The 14,537-nt window shown below is 46.3% G+C and carries 16 protein-coding genes; 6 read left to right on the top strand and 10 right to left on the bottom strand.

What is annotated here, in order from left to right:
• Positions 1-6: 6 nt before the first annotated feature.
• A complete protein-coding gene (locus WH43_RS16840) occupies positions 7-1,005 on the top strand; it encodes a family 8 glycosyl hydrolase (protein ID WP_152342888.1) in 999 nt (332 codons plus the stop codon).
• Here the strand turns inward: WH43_RS16840 and WH43_RS16835 are convergent.
• Positions 985-1,650 carry a transglycosylase SLT domain-containing protein gene (locus tag WH43_RS16835; RefSeq protein ID WP_053425756.1) on the bottom strand — a complete coding sequence of 222 codons (666 nt, stop codon included), beginning with the start codon at positions 1,648-1,650 and terminating at the stop codon, positions 985-987. The two genes, WH43_RS16840 and WH43_RS16835, sit on opposite strands and share 21 nt — an antisense overlap.
• Before the next feature lie 221 nt (positions 1,651-1,871).
• Between WH43_RS16835 and WH43_RS16830 the strand changes: the two genes are divergently transcribed.
• Entirely contained in the window at positions 1,872-2,882 is a 1,011-nt protein-coding gene (locus WH43_RS16830) for a cation diffusion facilitator family transporter (protein ID WP_082335839.1), read from the top strand.
• Between the two features lie 64 nt (positions 2,883-2,946).
• On the opposite strand, the gene yfbR is transcribed toward WH43_RS16830, so the two are convergent.
• Both yfbR and WH43_RS16820 read right to left on the bottom strand, forming a co-directional pair.
• The gene (gene yfbR, locus WH43_RS16825) at positions 2,947-3,582 is read right to left on the bottom strand and encodes a 5'-deoxynucleotidase (RefSeq protein WP_053425743.1); all 636 of its coding nucleotides are present in this window, start codon (positions 3,580-3,582) and stop codon (positions 2,947-2,949) included.
• Positions 3,582-4,796, bottom strand: coding sequence for a pyridoxal phosphate-dependent aminotransferase (locus WH43_RS16820; RefSeq protein ID WP_053425742.1), 1,215 nt, complete (start codon positions 4,794-4,796; stop codon positions 3,582-3,584). The genes yfbR and WH43_RS16820 overlap by 1 nt, the downstream gene beginning before the upstream one ends.
• A gap of 246 nt (positions 4,797-5,042) precedes the next feature.
• Between WH43_RS16820 and WH43_RS16815 the strand changes: the two genes are divergently transcribed.
• Positions 5,043-5,456 carry a C40 family peptidase gene (locus WH43_RS16815; RefSeq protein WP_053425741.1) on the top strand — a complete coding sequence of 138 codons (414 nt, stop codon included), beginning with the start codon at positions 5,043-5,045 and terminating at the stop codon, positions 5,454-5,456.
• 72 nt (positions 5,457-5,528) lie between these two features.
• Here the strand turns inward: WH43_RS16815 and WH43_RS16810 are convergent, their stop codons facing one another.
• Positions 5,529-6,161: a hypothetical protein gene (locus tag WH43_RS16810; protein ID WP_053425740.1), complete on the bottom strand. Its 633-nt coding sequence runs from the start codon at positions 6,159-6,161 to the stop codon at positions 5,529-5,531.
• A 225-nt stretch (positions 6,162-6,386) separates the two neighbouring features.
• Here WH43_RS16810 and WH43_RS16805 point away from each other — a divergent pair, with 225 nt between their 5' ends.
• The 3 genes from WH43_RS16805 to WH43_RS16795 all read left to right on the top strand — a co-directional run bounded on the left by WH43_RS16805 (position 6,387) and on the right by WH43_RS16795 (position 8,453).
• Positions 6,387-7,247: a glucosaminidase domain-containing protein gene (locus WH43_RS16805; protein WP_053425739.1), complete on the top strand. Its 861-nt coding sequence runs from the start codon at positions 6,387-6,389 to the stop codon at positions 7,245-7,247.
• Positions 7,248-7,341: 94 nt separating this feature from the next.
• A complete protein-coding gene (locus WH43_RS16800; protein WP_053425738.1) occupies positions 7,342-7,896 on the top strand; it encodes a DUF2987 domain-containing protein in 555 nt (184 codons plus the stop codon).
• A 5-nt stretch (positions 7,897-7,901) separates the two neighbouring features.
• Positions 7,902-8,453: a DTW domain-containing protein gene (locus tag WH43_RS16795; protein ID WP_053425737.1), complete on the top strand. Its 552-nt coding sequence runs from the start codon at positions 7,902-7,904 to the stop codon at positions 8,451-8,453.
• Between the two features lie 52 nt (positions 8,454-8,505).
• Here WH43_RS16795 and ttcA read toward each other — a convergent pair whose 3' ends face one another.
• The 6 genes from ttcA to WH43_RS16765 form a co-directional block, all read right to left on the bottom strand.
• Positions 8,506-9,429, bottom strand: coding sequence for a tRNA 2-thiocytidine(32) synthetase TtcA (gene ttcA, locus WH43_RS16790; RefSeq protein ID WP_053425736.1), 924 nt, complete (start codon positions 9,427-9,429; stop codon positions 8,506-8,508).
• A gap of 71 nt (positions 9,430-9,500) precedes the next feature.
• Positions 9,501-10,433, bottom strand: a complete 933-nt coding sequence (gene uspE, locus WH43_RS16785; protein WP_053425735.1) for a universal stress protein UspE — start codon at positions 10,431-10,433, stop codon at positions 9,501-9,503.
• A 97-nt stretch (positions 10,434-10,530) separates the two neighbouring features.
• The gene (gene fnr / locus WH43_RS16780; RefSeq protein ID WP_286049909.1) at positions 10,531-11,277 is read right to left on the bottom strand and encodes a fumarate/nitrate reduction transcriptional regulator Fnr; all 747 of its coding nucleotides are present in this window, start codon (positions 11,275-11,277) and stop codon (positions 10,531-10,533) included.
• Position 11,278: 1 nt separating this feature from the next.
• The gene (locus WH43_RS16775; RefSeq protein WP_053425733.1) at positions 11,279-11,965 is read right to left on the bottom strand and encodes a sulfite exporter TauE/SafE family protein; all 687 of its coding nucleotides are present in this window, start codon (positions 11,963-11,965) and stop codon (positions 11,279-11,281) included.
• Positions 11,962-12,150, bottom strand: coding sequence for a cbb3-type cytochrome oxidase assembly protein CcoS (gene ccoS, locus WH43_RS16770; protein WP_053425732.1), 189 nt, complete (start codon positions 12,148-12,150; stop codon positions 11,962-11,964). The genes WH43_RS16775 and ccoS overlap by 4 nt, the downstream gene beginning before the upstream one ends.
• Positions 12,147-14,537, bottom strand: a complete 2,391-nt coding sequence (locus WH43_RS16765; RefSeq protein WP_053425731.1) for a heavy metal translocating P-type ATPase — start codon at positions 14,535-14,537, stop codon at positions 12,147-12,149. The genes ccoS and WH43_RS16765 overlap by 4 nt, the downstream gene beginning before the upstream one ends.

Genomic DNA, 14,537 nt, shown 5'->3' with positions numbered 1-14,537 from the left:
CCTAAGATGCTGCTCATTCGACACTTGTGGCTGTTGCTGCTGTTGTCTTTATCCTCGATATCTTGTGCTTTTGCGCAGAACACCGACTGGGAAATCTATAAAACCCGGTTTGTCAGCGAGGATGGACGGGTGATCGATACCTTCAATAAGATCAGTCACTCTGAGGGGCAGGGCTGGGGCATGCTGTTTGCCGAGGCGAACAATGATCGCGCCACCTTTGACCGGATCTGGCGATGGACCAGAAAAAATCTGTCCAGACCCGACGTATTTTTATTTTCCTGGCGCTATGACCCGTTGCAAAAACCGCCGGTAAAAGATCCTAATAATGCCAGTGATGGGGATGTGCTTATTGCCTGGGCTTTGTTAAAAGCCGCTAAACGTTGGAACGAGTCTAATTATGAAACAGCCTCTGCTGCGATAAGAGCAGATATTGTGAAGCATCTGGTTCGGGACTATGCCGGCTATACCGTGTTGTTGCCCGGTATGTCAGGCTTTTCCGAGCAGGAGAGTCTGGATCTTAATTTGTCCTACTGGGTGATCCCTGCCTTTATTGCTTTTGCAATCAAAGAACCCGAGCAGCCATGGAGTAAATTAGTTGTGGATGGCCAGCGGCTGCTGGCTGGCAGCAGATTTGGTCAACACGCCTTGCCTACAGATTGGATCAGGCTTTCAGAAAATGGACAGCTAAGCCCATCAAAAGACTGGCCCAGCAGATTTGGTTATGACGCAGTGCGGATCCCGCTGTATTTCATTTGGGGCTCAGCATTAACAACTGAGTTAAAGCAGCCTTTTTCTGAGTTCTGGAAGCGGGGGGAGATGATTTTACCCTGGGTCGATGTGCTCAGTGGCAAAACAGCAAATTATCAAGCTTCAGCCGGTATTCAGGCCGTTCGCGCTTTGGTATATAACGATAGCGCTTTTTTGCAAAAACAACCGCAAATGACAGATGATTACTACTCTACGTCTTTGCTTTTACTGAGTAAATTAGCTGCGTCTCCCCAATAAGACCTGTTGTCTTTGGTTCGGGCTGCAAAAAGGCAAACCGCGGGTAAATTCCGAAATAGTCTTAAGATGTCCCCGGGCAGGTCTTAAGGTAGACCAATAGCGTGAGCCACCTTTGGGTTCGGTGCTCCACCGGGGCTGGCTGATCACGCCATCTGTTTTCACCCATTTGCTCATTATTTTAACGCCACAACGTAAATTAATTTTAGGGTCATGCAGATAATGCGGTTGTTTTATATCGCAGGAATATCGGGGCTGATTGGCGCTTTCATGAGAGATTTGCAATAAGCCACGGCTGATCACCCGGCGACCTTTGGCATCTTTAAACTTTTCCTGGTAAAAAGACTGTGGCTTAAAATTACTTTCAGGTTTGGCCATAGCGGAAAATAAAGCCACCCAAAACTGACTGCGTTGTTGCTGAGGCAGGGCTGGATAACCTGGACAAAACTGATGAATATCCGCCGGCACTAATCTGACTAGCGGCGATTGTGCGACGGCTTGTTCGGTGATCCTGGTCCAGCTACCGTCCTGGTTTTTTTCTGACCAGGCGGCGTAATCTGCGCTTTTGTTGTGGCTCAGGCTACCTGCAACGACTGAAGTTAAAGGTAAAGCACACAGAGCTGTGAGAAGAAGGACTGTAAAATTCATAGGCATTTGTTGTTTATAATATTCCTGACGACTTGTTTTGTATCGGCCTCGTTCAGCCAAACTTCAGCTTCAGACTAGTGTTTTGTTGCCATGGGCTCAAGTCTTTTTTGCCTGAATCAAGCAATAGCTTAAATTCTCCGTCGAAGGCAGTGAAGCGCTCTGGCAGAGTCAGTGAAAACCAGATATGGTACTCATATTACGGCAGTTTTTGCAGGTGTAGCATGCCACACGATCATCAAATTCCAGACCCAAAAGCTCATCAACATGCCCCGGGCTGTACTCGCGGCCATCACCATGGTGCAGGCCATGGTCATACACATGATGATGAACACTCACATTCCCATGGGCTTTTTGGCCATCATCACCATCATCATGGCTCTGAGTCGGGCAATATAGCCACGGCGTTTTGGTTGAACTTCAGTTTTACTATTATTGAATTCATTGGTGGTTGGCTGACCAATAGTGTGGCTATTATGGCGGACGCTATGCACGATTTGGGCGATACTCTGGCCATCGCCTTCGCCTGGTTTGCGGCTAAAGTGGCAGGCAAAGAGGCGACGCCTCGATACAGCTATGGTTACCGGCGTTGGTCTTTGTTGAGTGCCTTGATTAACAGTGTCATTTTGGTCGTGGGTTCCTGCTGGATTTTATATGAAGCTATACCACGCTTGTGGGAACCTCAACTCCCTCATGCGGCAGGCATGATGGCTCTGGCTGTGTTAGGTGTGCTGGTTAACGGTGCTGCGGTGTTTAAACTTCGTCGTGGTAAAACCCAAAATGAACAAATTCTGACCTGGCATTTGCTGGAAGATGTTTTAGGCTGGGTGGCAGTGCTGCTAGGGTCAGTGCTGATTTATTTTACCGACTGGGCCTGGCTGGACCCTTTATTAAGTATCGGTTTTACCTGCTTCATTCTGATCAATGTCTGGCGCAATTTACGTCGTACTCTGGCGCTGTTTTTACAAGTCAGTCCCGATCCAAAACTGGCTGCTAAAATAGAGCACCAGCTACAAGATCTGAGTTTTGTGCAGGATGTACATCACCTACATTTGTGGTCTCTGGATGGTGAAAAACATGTGTTGACAGCACATTTAGTATTAAAGGAGGAAACTGCTGCTGAGCAGTTAAAAGCGTATAAAGAACAGATCCGTCAGTTATTAAAGCCTTATCAGTTGGAACATACCACCATAGAGTTTGAGTTTAATCAGGAAGTATGCCGAGACCAGCATTAACCGCAAATCATAAGGGCGCTGATACATAGCGCCCTTATGATTTCGACAGGTATTAGATAGGCTATTACAACTGGCCATCCTGCAGGCTGATTTCATCCAAAGACAGTGAAAAACTTGGGATAAAAATTTCCAGGAAGTAATTCACCTCCGCCAAGGCATAACTTTCAAGCACTGCCTCCAGACGTTTTTTCGCCAGCACAAACTCATGATTGCCAGCGGAGAGTTCCTCCAGAGTTTTTACATAAGCGCACAGTGTATCCGCTGCTTTGACCAGCAGTTTTTCATCGGCTGAATACTGTTCTGACAGTAACAAAGTCTGATAAAAAGGCTGTAATTTCTCTGGCAACATCGACAGTAGTTTCTGCTCTGCTATACGCTCTATCTTCTTGTACTCCTGAGCAATTTGCGCATTAAAATACTTCACAGGCGTGGGTAAATCACCCGTCAGTACTTCACTGGCGTCATGAAATAATGCCAAGGTTGCGACTCGTTCAGGGTGTACTTCACCTGCAAATATTTCGCGGCGGATAAGCGCCAGCATATGAGCTACCACAGCGACCTGATGGCTGTGTTCAGCTACATTTTCGGTGTTGACGTTTCTCATGAGTGGCCATCTGTTAATCAACTTCATTCGAAACAGATGCGCAAAAAAATGGCTTGGCTCTTCAGAGGTGTTTGTAGTCTTTTGTCCGGTATCCATTATTGCTGATACCCTGGTAAAAATTGTGCTAAGCGACCCATGGCCATTTCCAGCTGTTCTTTGTGGGGTAAAAACACAATACGGAAGTGGTCCGGCTCTGGCCAGTTAAAGGCGCGACCGTGCACCAGCAGCACTTTATGTTGACGTAAGAAGTCCAGCACCATTAACTCATCGTCTTTGATTTTGAATTTTTTACGATCCAGTTTAGGGAATAAGTACATCGCACCCTTGGGGCGGACACAACTGATGCCGTCGATACTGGTCACCAGCTTATGGGCTAAATCCATTTGATCATACAAACGGCCGCCAGGAATGATCAGCTCGTTGATGCTTTGATAGCCACCTAAGGCGGTCTGTACTGCATGCTGACAAGGTACGTTGGCGCACAGACGCATCGAAGCCAGAATATTCAAACCTTCGATATAGTGTTTCGCCAGATGTTTTGCACCGGATAATAAAATCCAGCCAACCCGAAAACCTGCGATACGGTAGTTTTTCGATAAACCACCAAAGGTCAGCATAAACAAGTCATCTGCTAAAGAGGCTGTGGTGACGTGCTCTGCGCCGTCATACAAAATTTTGTCGTAAATCTCATCGCTCATGACCACCAGCTTGTGCTCACGGGCTATGGCCAACAGATCGAGTAAAAATGCCTTAGAATACACAGCTCCCGTCGGATTATTTGGATTGATCAACACCAGCGCTTTGGTTTTTTTCGTGATTTTGGCGCGGATATCAGCTAAGTCCGGGAACCAATCGGATTGCTCATCACAGCGATAATGCACAGCGTTGCCGCCAGCCAGATTGACTGCAGCAGTCCAGAGCGGATAATCAGGGGAGGGGATCAACACTTCATCGCCATTATTTAAAAGTGCCTGTAACGACATCAGAATAAGCTCTGATACCCCATTGCCTATATAGACGTCATCGGCATCAGCACCCAGAATGCCGCGCTGCTGGTAATACTGAGCAACCGCCACACGGGCCGGATAAATGCCTTGCGAATCGCTGTAGCCTTGAGCAGTCGGCAGATTGTGGATCACATGCTTTAAAATTTCATCCGGTGCTTCAAAACCAAAAGGTGCGGGATTACCAATATTGAGCTTTAAAATACGCTGACCTTCTTCTTCCATCCGTTTGGCCTCGCGTGCCACCGGACCCCGAATGTCATAACAAACCCCATCTAATTTTGTCGAGCGCTCTATTGGTTTCATACCGCTATCCTTATGTCTCCGTTTTTCGTTATTAGTTATACCCTAAGTAATTGATGTTGCGGGGAGGCGGCAAGCAATTGAGACCCCATGAACATAGTAATCCTATGTTCATGGGGCGAGATTGCGTAGCCAACAAAGCAGCAGCTTCAAGTACGACGGGGATAAATCTTTGCTTACACCTTTTTACACGCCTAGACGTCTTTTGCAAGTATGATAAGGAAAAAAAGCCGGAAAATCAGGAGTTTTATGATTAGTCAACGAACTATCCCTGTAGGCGCTGTAGTGTGCTGTGAAATTTTTCAGTTTTTTGAGCATACGGGAATTTATATTGGAGATGGGCAAATAGTGGAACTGGCTGGCTCTGGTTTAGTGCGTTCTTTATCTTTTAACAGGTTTTTAGCGGACAGGTCCGGTGCTGAACTGATCTTCGCCACTTCGCCAGCCGGGAACATTATAGGCTCTGAGATAGCCGCAAACCGGGCTATCGAACAGATCTACAGTTATCAGAACTACGACTTGCTAAGAAACAATTGTCACCGCTTTACTTACAGTTGTATCAGCGGTGATTCGTTGCCGTTAACCAGTTTTTTTGATTTAAAGCAGGCGTTAGCTAAGTACTGGCGCTTTACACCAAATTGGCAACATACCCGTCGCAGCTAAAACTTCGGCAACTCAGGGTACGTTGGGTCGATAAGAGGAGATAAAGTGCTTTACCGGATGTTTAGATCCTGGTTACTGGTTATCACGCACTTCAATATCACCCACACCTACATTAGCTTCTAATTCTTTTTTACCTTCGCCATGCAATTGACTAGAGCTGGTGACTAACACCTGATCGCGCTCGTAACGGCCTTTACCGCCTTTGATTGACGTATCGCCTACACCGGCATCCAGTTTAATGGAATCATATAAGCTGGTGTTGACCGCAACATCTACTTCACCGACGCCCACATCTACCTTGATATCCGACGTCAGATCGTCAATTTCAACTGAGCCTACACCTAAGTTTAATGAAATCGCCATATCGGCAGGCATCATCACAGTCCAGTTTTGCTCTACGTCATCGTCATCTTCTAAATCGACTTTTAGTTTTAAGGTCGAACCATCGTCACCTCTGCTGATTTGTGCATCCGATAAATCACTACTACGACCTAGCCAGTCTTCATCAGGATCTAATTCAACCACTAAGCTAATCTCAGAGCCTTTGGCTGCTTTGATATTAATTTCTCCCACCGGAACTTCCAGAACCAGCTTAGTGAAACTCTTAGCATCGATCACTTTTTCTAATACTTTGACATCCTCTGCCATCACAGTTGTTGCAGATAACGCCATAACCAGTGCAGAAACTAAACTCAATTGACGCATGTTATTCTCCTTTTTTCATTGTTATAACAGAGTATGCAGTTTCCTTGCCACTTTAATTTTTGTTTTAAAACAATGGTTTACCTATTTTTGTCAGCGGGTGGCTTATCATTTCGACCATTTTGTGGTCGAAACTACAACCAGATCTGGTTAGAATACGCGCCACTAGGGTCTGGGTGGCATAGGTTATTGTGGCTGGCCGGATAAAAGACGAATTCAGGGTATTGCATGAAAAAAACAGAATTGAGTTTTTGGTTGGTGTTATGGGCAGTGGTGCTCTATGCCACAGTGTACCCTTGGCTTAAGCCTGCTCCTGTTGAAGACATTGCTTCCTTAGCGGATTGGCAAGTCCCATCAAAACTCGAATCATTAGATGCAGCAGATCAACGTAAGTTGTTAAAGCGGCTAGCGTATCCTGTTGCGATGCCAGAGTTATTGCCTGTACCTGACTTTGACCAGTACAAAGATGTGGTCGAGAAGAAAAAAGCATTCTTTGATTACCTGTTGCCTTTTATTGAGCGTGAAAATGCCAGATTGCTGCATATTCGTCAGCAAGTCATCGAAGTGCAGCAAAAACAACAGCAACAGGAGCTGACGGTCGAAGAATACGCTTTTATCTACAGCCTGTACGACGAGTTTAAACTGGACTATCCAGATGTGGACGCACAAGGATTTCGTTTGCTGTTAAGCCGGGTCGATGCCATACCTGCTGATTTAGTCTTGATCCAGGCAGCGAAAGAATCCGGCTGGGGCAGCAGTCGTTTTGCTTTGGAGGCGTACAATTTCTTTGGTCAATGGTGTTTTAAAGCAGGTTGTGGTCTGGTGCCACAAAAGCGCAGTGCAGGTAAATACCATGAAGTTGCGGTATTTCCGCATGTTGCTGCAGCTATCAACAGTTACTTTTATAACCTCAATACTTTTTATGTGTATGAGGAATTACGCCAGCTCAGAGCCAAACGTCGCGCTGAAGGTGAGGTCGCCGGACATCATCTGGTCACAGGTCTGATCCGTTATTCAGAGCGTGGCAAGGATTATGTCGATGAAATCCACACCATGCTCAAAGCCAACACTAAACATATAGACAGCTAATCATGAAACCTTATTTTTTTGCCAGCGTGCTGGTTGCTTTTAGCGCTTCAGCTGTGGCTGATACTGTATTTAATTACGATGCTTTTATGCCCGGATGAAAAAGAGTGAAAAGGTCGAATTCAGTGATATTACGCTGGCTTTTGTGTTGCAAAAGGCCGGAACCAGTGAGGCCTGTAGCGTAGATAAGGCCTTAATTACCACTGATATTTCTGAAGCGCCTTTAACTATTGCTGGTAATGGCGAGCTGATGCTGCCTTTTGATCTGATGCTAAACGCGCAAAAAGCGCTGATAGTGCTCAAGCAACCTGAGGGGGCCGATGCCTGTGATTTAAACTTTAAGCTACGGAGTAAGATGCCGGTGTCGCAGCAGGCTACTGTGGCTGAGCTGCGTAAGTTACAAGCTCAGTTTGATGCACTTCTGGATTCATTGGCCGGTTGGGGCAAATACTGGTTACCTGAAGTGTCAGGTTTGACTGTGCATTTTGCATCCGAAGTCGTGGCGCAAAGTTCAGATGCAGCCCTGAGTCAGCAGTTGCTGTGTGAGCAAAATCGCTGCCGGATCTTTTTACCAGCCTCTTTATCGGATAAAGCGACAATACAGTTTTCAAAAGTACCGGATCACGCGACGCCTTTACTGCAGCAGCCTTAAACTACGTGACCGTATTGGTGCTTTATCTGCTGACCCACAGCAGGGAGTTACAGAAAGATACCAACACCGGTATTTTGGTGTTGCAGGCGCTCTCAGCTTCACTAAAGATCAGGGTTGAGGTGATTGAATGGCAGCGCAAAGCACCAGATCAGCGATTGTTTGATTTATCAGCATCACGGCAACTGGGTTTGATTTATCCATTGTTAGCTGACACACCCCAAGCCTGTTATCTACTGCATCATGGTCAGTATCAGGCTCAAAATCCTGCGGCCCTTGCAGAGCTGGAAGCTCGTCAGAGCGAAGCGGTCAAACACTGGGTTTTGTTGGATGCCACCTGGCAGGAAGCGGCAAAAATGCTCAGACAAAGCCCTTATTTGCAGTCTTGTTACCGTCTTGCCATCAAACCTGATACGCCATCCTTATACAAACTACGACGTAATCAAAAAGCAGGGGCCTTGTGCACAGCAGAAGTGGTGATGGAGTTGCTACAGCAAACAGGATTTATTCATGAAAAAGAGCAGCTGATGCTGCTCTTTGATGAATTTAATAAGCGCTGACCCAGTCTGGTATTGGATTGGAATTTGCGCCGGGATGGGGCAAGCCCATTCCCTACGTCAGCTCAACAAACTGAACCGCGGTAGCGGCCGGTTCGTCTTCATCCAACAGCAAACCCACTGGTACTTTTGGCACATCAGGTTTATCAAAGGCCATATCACCTTCGACTGCTAAAGGACTATCTTTACTGATCCCTGCAAAATCAAACAGATTTTTATCAATCATATGAGAGGGCACAATATTCTGCATGGCCTGGAACATGGTTTCGATACGACCAGGAAAACGTTTATCCCAATCCTGTAGCATTTCTTTCACGACCTGACGCTGCAAACCGTCTTGTGAGCCACATAAGTTACAAGGGATGATCGGGAACTGGCGGGCAACAGAGTATTTTTCAATATCTTTTTCGCGGCAATAAGCCAAAGGACGAATTACAATATGCTCACCGTTGTCGCTGATGAGCTTGGCTGGCATCGACTTCATCTTACCGCCGTAAAACATGTTTAAAAACATAGTTTCAATCATGTCGTCGCGATGATGACCTAAGGCTATTTTAGTGGCGCCCAGCTCTTTTGCTGTGCGATATAAAATGCCACGGCGCAAGCGCGAGCACAAAGAGCAAGTCGTTTTGCCCTCAGGGATTTTGTCTTTGACAATAGAGTAGGTGTCTTCGGTGACGATCTGAAAATCCACACCAATACGACTTAAATAACCAGGCAGTACATCTGCAGGAAAACCGGGTTGTTTCTGATCAAGATTCACCGCCACTATGGAAAACTGAATAGGGGCAGATTGTTGTAAGTTCAGCAGAATATCCAGCAGGGTATAACTATCCTTACCGCCTGACAAACACACCATTACTTTGTCGCCATCTTCAATCATATTAAAGTCGGCGATAGCTTGGCCGACGCCACGACGCAGACGTTTGTGTAATTTATTCAGATTATATTGTGCTTTGGCTTCTGCTGCATGCGACATAAAACAACGACCCCAGATAAAAATGGCGCGTAGTATAACCAACTACACGCCAGCTTTGTAGCGTAAGGAGCTTATTGTTTTGCTAAAGGGCAGACAAAACCCGCCGGTTTGACCGCCAATACATCACAATCCAACCTGTCTATCACATGCTCAGCTGTATTACCAATGATGGCAGCAGATAAACCGGTGCGGCCTATAGTGCCTATCACTACCATCTCGGCATCCAGTTGTGCGGCTAGTGTAGGGATCACATCTTCAGGCATGCCTTCCTGCACATGAGTTTGAGCTGCAGGCAATTCAAATTCCATAGCCAGCTTTTGTACCGCTTCCAGATGATGAGTTTTCATCGTCTGACTGTATTCCTTCGGATTAAATTCAGGAATTTCAATAGCTATATTGACAGGGGTACCAGGGAAAGCGTTGACCAGTTGTACTTTACTATTGAGTAAAGCGGCGAGCTGTTTGGATTGCTGAATGATACGTTGATTCAGCGAGCTGTGATGGGTCTGTTCACTACCCGCATTGACTGCTGCGAGTATATTGCCATGTGCAGGCCATTCATGATCTTTAACCAGTAAAACAGGGCAAGGGCATTTACGCAAAATATGCCAGTCGGTAGGGGTGAAAATCATCGATTTGAGTACATCGTGATCATGTGTACCTTTAATCACTAAATCGTATTCTTTCTCCAGTACCGCTTGCACTATGGCTTCAAAGGGCCTGTTGTGCCAGACCACCTGAATATCTATCTTCAGACCTTGTTCTTTGTGTTCCGCAATCAGTTCGCTGATCCAAAGTTCTCTGTCGTTGATCACAGCCTGGCGCATAGACTCTCGTTCTTCGCCGGATAACATAGTGGTCATTTCGTAGGAAAAATCGTAAATCGATAGAAAAGCGGTTAGATGGCAATCTTGTAGTTTTGCCAGTTGAACAGCGCGCTTGAGGGCTTTCTGTTCAGCCACCGAAGGGTCCAGCACCACCAGTACTCTCGGATATAAGGTCATATCATGCTCCTGCTAAGCTAAGGCTTACCTTGTAAGTGTAGCCAAGGTAGCGAAGGTAGGCTGATAAGTCCTTGTGCTGGATCAAGGATTGGTTTGATCAGCGCGCTATAGCAGACCCACCAGCCAGTTTACTTAACGCCTCCGGATCGCTGATGCAAATCAGCTTACCATCGACCTGTATTAAATCGTCCTTATGGAATCGACCCAATAAACGGCTAATAGTTTCAACGGTCAGGCCTAAATAGTTACCTATTTCGCCACGCGTCATACTTAGACGGAACTCTTTTTTCGATAAACCGCGATTCGCAAAGCGTTGGGCCAGGTTGGTCAGAAAGGCAGCGAGTTTTTCTTCCGCGTTCTTCCGGTTTAACAACAGCAACATTTGTTGATCACCGCTGATGTCCTGACTCATCAGACGCATCATTTGTTGGCGTAATTTGGGCAATTGTCCCATCAGCTGATCCATCTGGCTGTAGGGAATTTCGCAAACCATAGCCGTCTCCAATGCCTGAGCAAAACTTGGATGTTGCTGCTCGCCTATCGCATCGAAACCTATCACATCACCAGGTAAATGAAAGCCTGTGATTTGCTCTTCACCGGATTCAGTTAAGGTAAAAGTCTTAAAAGACCCACTGCGTACCGCATACAAAGAGTGCAGGTGAGTACCAGCTTCAATTAAAAAGTCACCTTTGTGCAGAGGCTTTTTGCGTTCGATAATATCGTCAAGCGTATCCAGTTCGGCATTATTTAACGTAAAAGGCAGGCAGAGCTGGCTAAAACCACAGTGTTGGCAACTTAAATTTGAACCGGACATAACAGTATTCCTTTGTAACGACTTTCCCAGCTTAGAAAACTCGCGGCGCTATTGCAATAGCTATAGTATAAAGTGCATACAAAGCCAGTAATAGAGCAGCACTGACCCGAACCCACTGTTTATTTTTAAATCGACTCAGGCTCTGAGCGAAACGCCCGACCGCCAGCATAGCAGGCAAGGTACCCATACCAAAAGCAAACATCAATACCGCACCTTGTAAAGCGCTGCCACTGGCCAGACTCCAGCCTAAACTGCTGTACACTAGACCACAAGGTAAAAAGCCCCAGCTCAGACCGTAAGCCACGGCTTTTGCGCTGCTATCGAGCGGCAATAAGGATTTTGCGATAGGTTGGATCTGACGCCACACCAGTGCCCCCAGTTTTTCAAGCAGCGTCAGAGCGAACCACAAACGGGCAACATAAAGAGCCATTAGCAGCAGTAATACACCAGCCAACAGCTTTAGCCAGAACAAACTAATGCCAAGTTTTACCAGCACAGCCGCGCCAAATGCGCCTGTAAGCGCGCCCAGAAAGCTGTATGTTGTTAAACGGCCCAGACTTAACATCAGTTGTAACTTCAGCTGCTGCAAAAATGTTAGCTGAGGCATAGAGAGTTGTAATGCGCTGGCTATACCACCGCACATCACCAGACAATGACTGCTGCCTAAAAAACCTATACTCAGGGCTGCCAGCAGGTTAAGGACAAGTTCCTGACTCATTGCGGCGGTTGTTTATCCGTATCTGTTTTACTCTTGATAGTTTTCTTTTCATCGTCAAACAAAATACTCATACCTTCTTTGTTTAAATCATCAAACTGGCGGCTGCGCACTGCCCAGAAAAAGATGCCAAGGCCAATACAAACAAAAAGTATGGCAATGGGGATCAGCACATAAATAATACTCATGCTTTAAGTAACCTCAGTGAGTTTGATACCACCAGAATAGAGCTGAACGACATACCGATCACGGCGATGTAAGGGGAGACAAACCCCATCACCGCCAGAGGAATAATGACCAGATTATAGCCTACAGCCCACCACAGATTTTGTTTGACGATACGCTGCGCTAATACTGCACCTTCGATTAGCTCTTGTAGTGAATTCAGATTGTTATGCAGCAATACCACATCAGCCTGATTTTTCGACAAATCTGTGCCTGAATCTAGAGCTACAGAGACATGAGCGGCGTGAAAACAAGGACTGTCATTAATGCCATCTCCTAACATGAGCACCTTATCGCCTTGCGCCACAGCCTGACGGATATACTCAACTTTTTGCTCCGGACTACACCCTTTAAATACCCGATCAAATTGCAATTGCTGTTGAACATTCTCGACCTGAGCAGAAGAATCTCCTGTTAGCATGGATAAGTGTAATCCGCGTTGTTTTAACGTCTGAATCAATGCTGGTACTTCAGGACGTACCGCGTCTGATAGCTCAACAGAAAACACCAGGTGCTGATTAATGCTGCAGCATACTGCAGCTGTGGTTTCAGCTTGTGCACCACAAAATGCAGCGCTGCCCACTTTGACTTCTAAACTCTCTCCATGCTCCCGGATCCAAACTGCGGATAGGCCTGACCCGACATGAACTTGTACTTGTTCCACTTTAATTTTTGAATCCAGATAGCTTTCAAATGCATGAGCTATAGGGTGTTCTGAATACGCTTCAATACGGGCAATCAGAGCTAGCAGCGTATCCGGGTTGTATGCCTGGTCATGTAATTGAGTGCGCTGAATACTAAAACGCCCTTGTGTCAGACTGCCTGTCTTATCGAGGAAGACAGAATCGAGTTGTGGCAATATTTCCAGCACTTGCTGATTTTTGATCAGTATGCCTTTGCGGTTAAGACGTGCCAAAGCGCAAGTGATAGCTGTAGGAGTGGCTAAAGTTAAAGCACAAGGGCAGGTGGCGACCAACACAGATAACGTCACCCAAAACGCTCTGTCTTTGTCCAGCCAGAAATACCAGACCAAAAATGTTCCTAAAGCGATAATCAACAAGCGCTGAATAAAAAAACGTGCCAGTTGAGTGGTTTTTTCTACTATCTGTGGTTTTTGATTCAGCGTCTGCTGTTGCAGTTCGATGATCTGGCCTAAGCGTGAATGGGCGAGGGGCTGATGCACAGTGATCTTCATCACTCCATCGTGGTTAATACTGCCAGCCATGACGGCATCACCCGCTGCTTTGTTCACCGCTTTGTATTCGCCGGTGAGCATAGATTCGTCCACCGAGCTTTCGCCTGACAACACCACACCATCTGCCGCTATAGTTTCACCAGCCTGCACCAGTATCACTTGGCCAGCTTCCAGACGACGTGCTGAGGTAGGAACCAGTTCATCACCTTGCACCAGCCGTGCGGATACCGGCATAATTTTTAATAAGTTTCCTGTGGCTGCACGAGCCTGTGCTCTGGCGCGGAATTCAAAAAACTTACCCAGCTGCAGCAAAAACACAAACATACAGACGGATTCAAAATAGACTTCGCCAGTGTCAAACACAGTAGCGTAGGCAGAAGCGAGGAATGTATAGAACACGGCTAGAGTGACAGGTACGTCCATATTCAGCTCACGGCCTTTCACTGCTCGCCATGCACTTAAAGTAAAAGGTTTAGCACTATAAAACACGACCGGAGTGGTCAGGAACAAACTGATCCAGCGTAAATAACCTTCAAATTCAGGATCAATGCCGGTGTATTCACCAAAATACAGGCCAAAAGCCAGCATCATCACCTGCATACTCATAAAACCGGACACAGCCAGACGTTTTAAAAACCGTCGTAATTCCGCTTGCTGCACCGCTTCTTCCTGATCGGCCATAAATGGTGAGGCCTGATATCCTAACTTATTGATAATATTAAGTAGCTCACTGAGTTTGAGTCGTTGTATATCCCAACTTACCACACAGCGTGCTGTACTAGAGTTGACACTGACGTTATGAATAGCCGGATTTTTTTGCAGTTGTTTTTCAATCAACCAGGCGCAGGCGGCACAGCTGATACCGCTAATAGACAATTCAATCTGGGTCAGATTGTCTTTATGCTGAGTCAGATCAGACAACACTTCGGTGCTGTCATAACTCACCAGTTGTAACTGATCCGGCACCAATTGAGCTTTGCTGGCAGGGGCAGTACGAAATTTATAATAATCGCCAAGCCCTTGATCGATGATAGTTTCAGCGACTGCCAAGCAACCAGGGCAACAAAATAGTCGCTGTTGTTGCTCTATAACAAGGCTAAAGTTCGATCCAGCCGGTATGGCTTCATTGCAGTGAAAACAACCCGTATACGACAC

The sequence above is a fragment of the Rheinheimera sp. KL1 genome, from assembly GCF_001275035.1.
Lineage (GTDB): Bacteria > Pseudomonadota > Gammaproteobacteria > Enterobacterales > Alteromonadaceae > Pararheinheimera > Pararheinheimera tangshanensis.
This window is presented reverse-complemented; position numbering and strand designations above follow the sequence as displayed.

Coding starts and splice junctions, on each gene's coding strand:
- ttcA (WP_053425736.1), bottom strand. CDS start 9,429: ATGTCGCATGCAGCAGAAGCCAAAGCACAATATAATCTGAATAAATTA.
- WH43_RS16840 (WP_152342888.1), top strand. CDS start 7: ATGCTGCTCATTCGACACTTGTGGCTGTTGCTGCTGTTGTCTTTATCC.
- WH43_RS16830 (WP_082335839.1), top strand. CDS start 1,872: ATGCCACACGATCATCAAATTCCAGACCCAAAAGCTCATCAACATGCC.
- uspE (WP_053425735.1), bottom strand. CDS start 10,433: ATGACCTTATATCCGAGAGTACTGGTGGTGCTGGACCCTTCGGTGGCT.
- WH43_RS16820 (WP_053425742.1), bottom strand. CDS start 4,796: ATGAAACCAATAGAGCGCTCGACAAAATTAGATGGGGTTTGTTATGAC.
- WH43_RS16835 (WP_053425756.1), bottom strand. CDS start 1,650: ATGAATTTTACAGTCCTTCTTCTCACAGCTCTGTGTGCTTTACCTTTA.
- WH43_RS16805 (WP_053425739.1), top strand. CDS start 6,387: ATGAAAAAAACAGAATTGAGTTTTTGGTTGGTGTTATGGGCAGTGGTG.
- WH43_RS16775 (WP_053425733.1), bottom strand. CDS start 11,965: ATGAGTCAGGAACTTGTCCTTAACCTGCTGGCAGCCCTGAGTATAGGT.
- WH43_RS16800 (WP_053425738.1), top strand. CDS start 7,342: ATGAAAAAGAGTGAAAAGGTCGAATTCAGTGATATTACGCTGGCTTTT.
- WH43_RS16810 (WP_053425740.1), bottom strand. CDS start 6,161: ATGCGTCAATTGAGTTTAGTTTCTGCACTGGTTATGGCGTTATCTGCA.
- WH43_RS16815 (WP_053425741.1), top strand. CDS start 5,043: ATGATTAGTCAACGAACTATCCCTGTAGGCGCTGTAGTGTGCTGTGAA.
- ccoS (WP_053425732.1), bottom strand. CDS start 12,150: ATGAGTATTATTTATGTGCTGATCCCCATTGCCATACTTTTTGTTTGT.
- yfbR (WP_053425743.1), bottom strand. CDS start 3,582: ATGGATACCGGACAAAAGACTACAAACACCTCTGAAGAGCCAAGCCAT.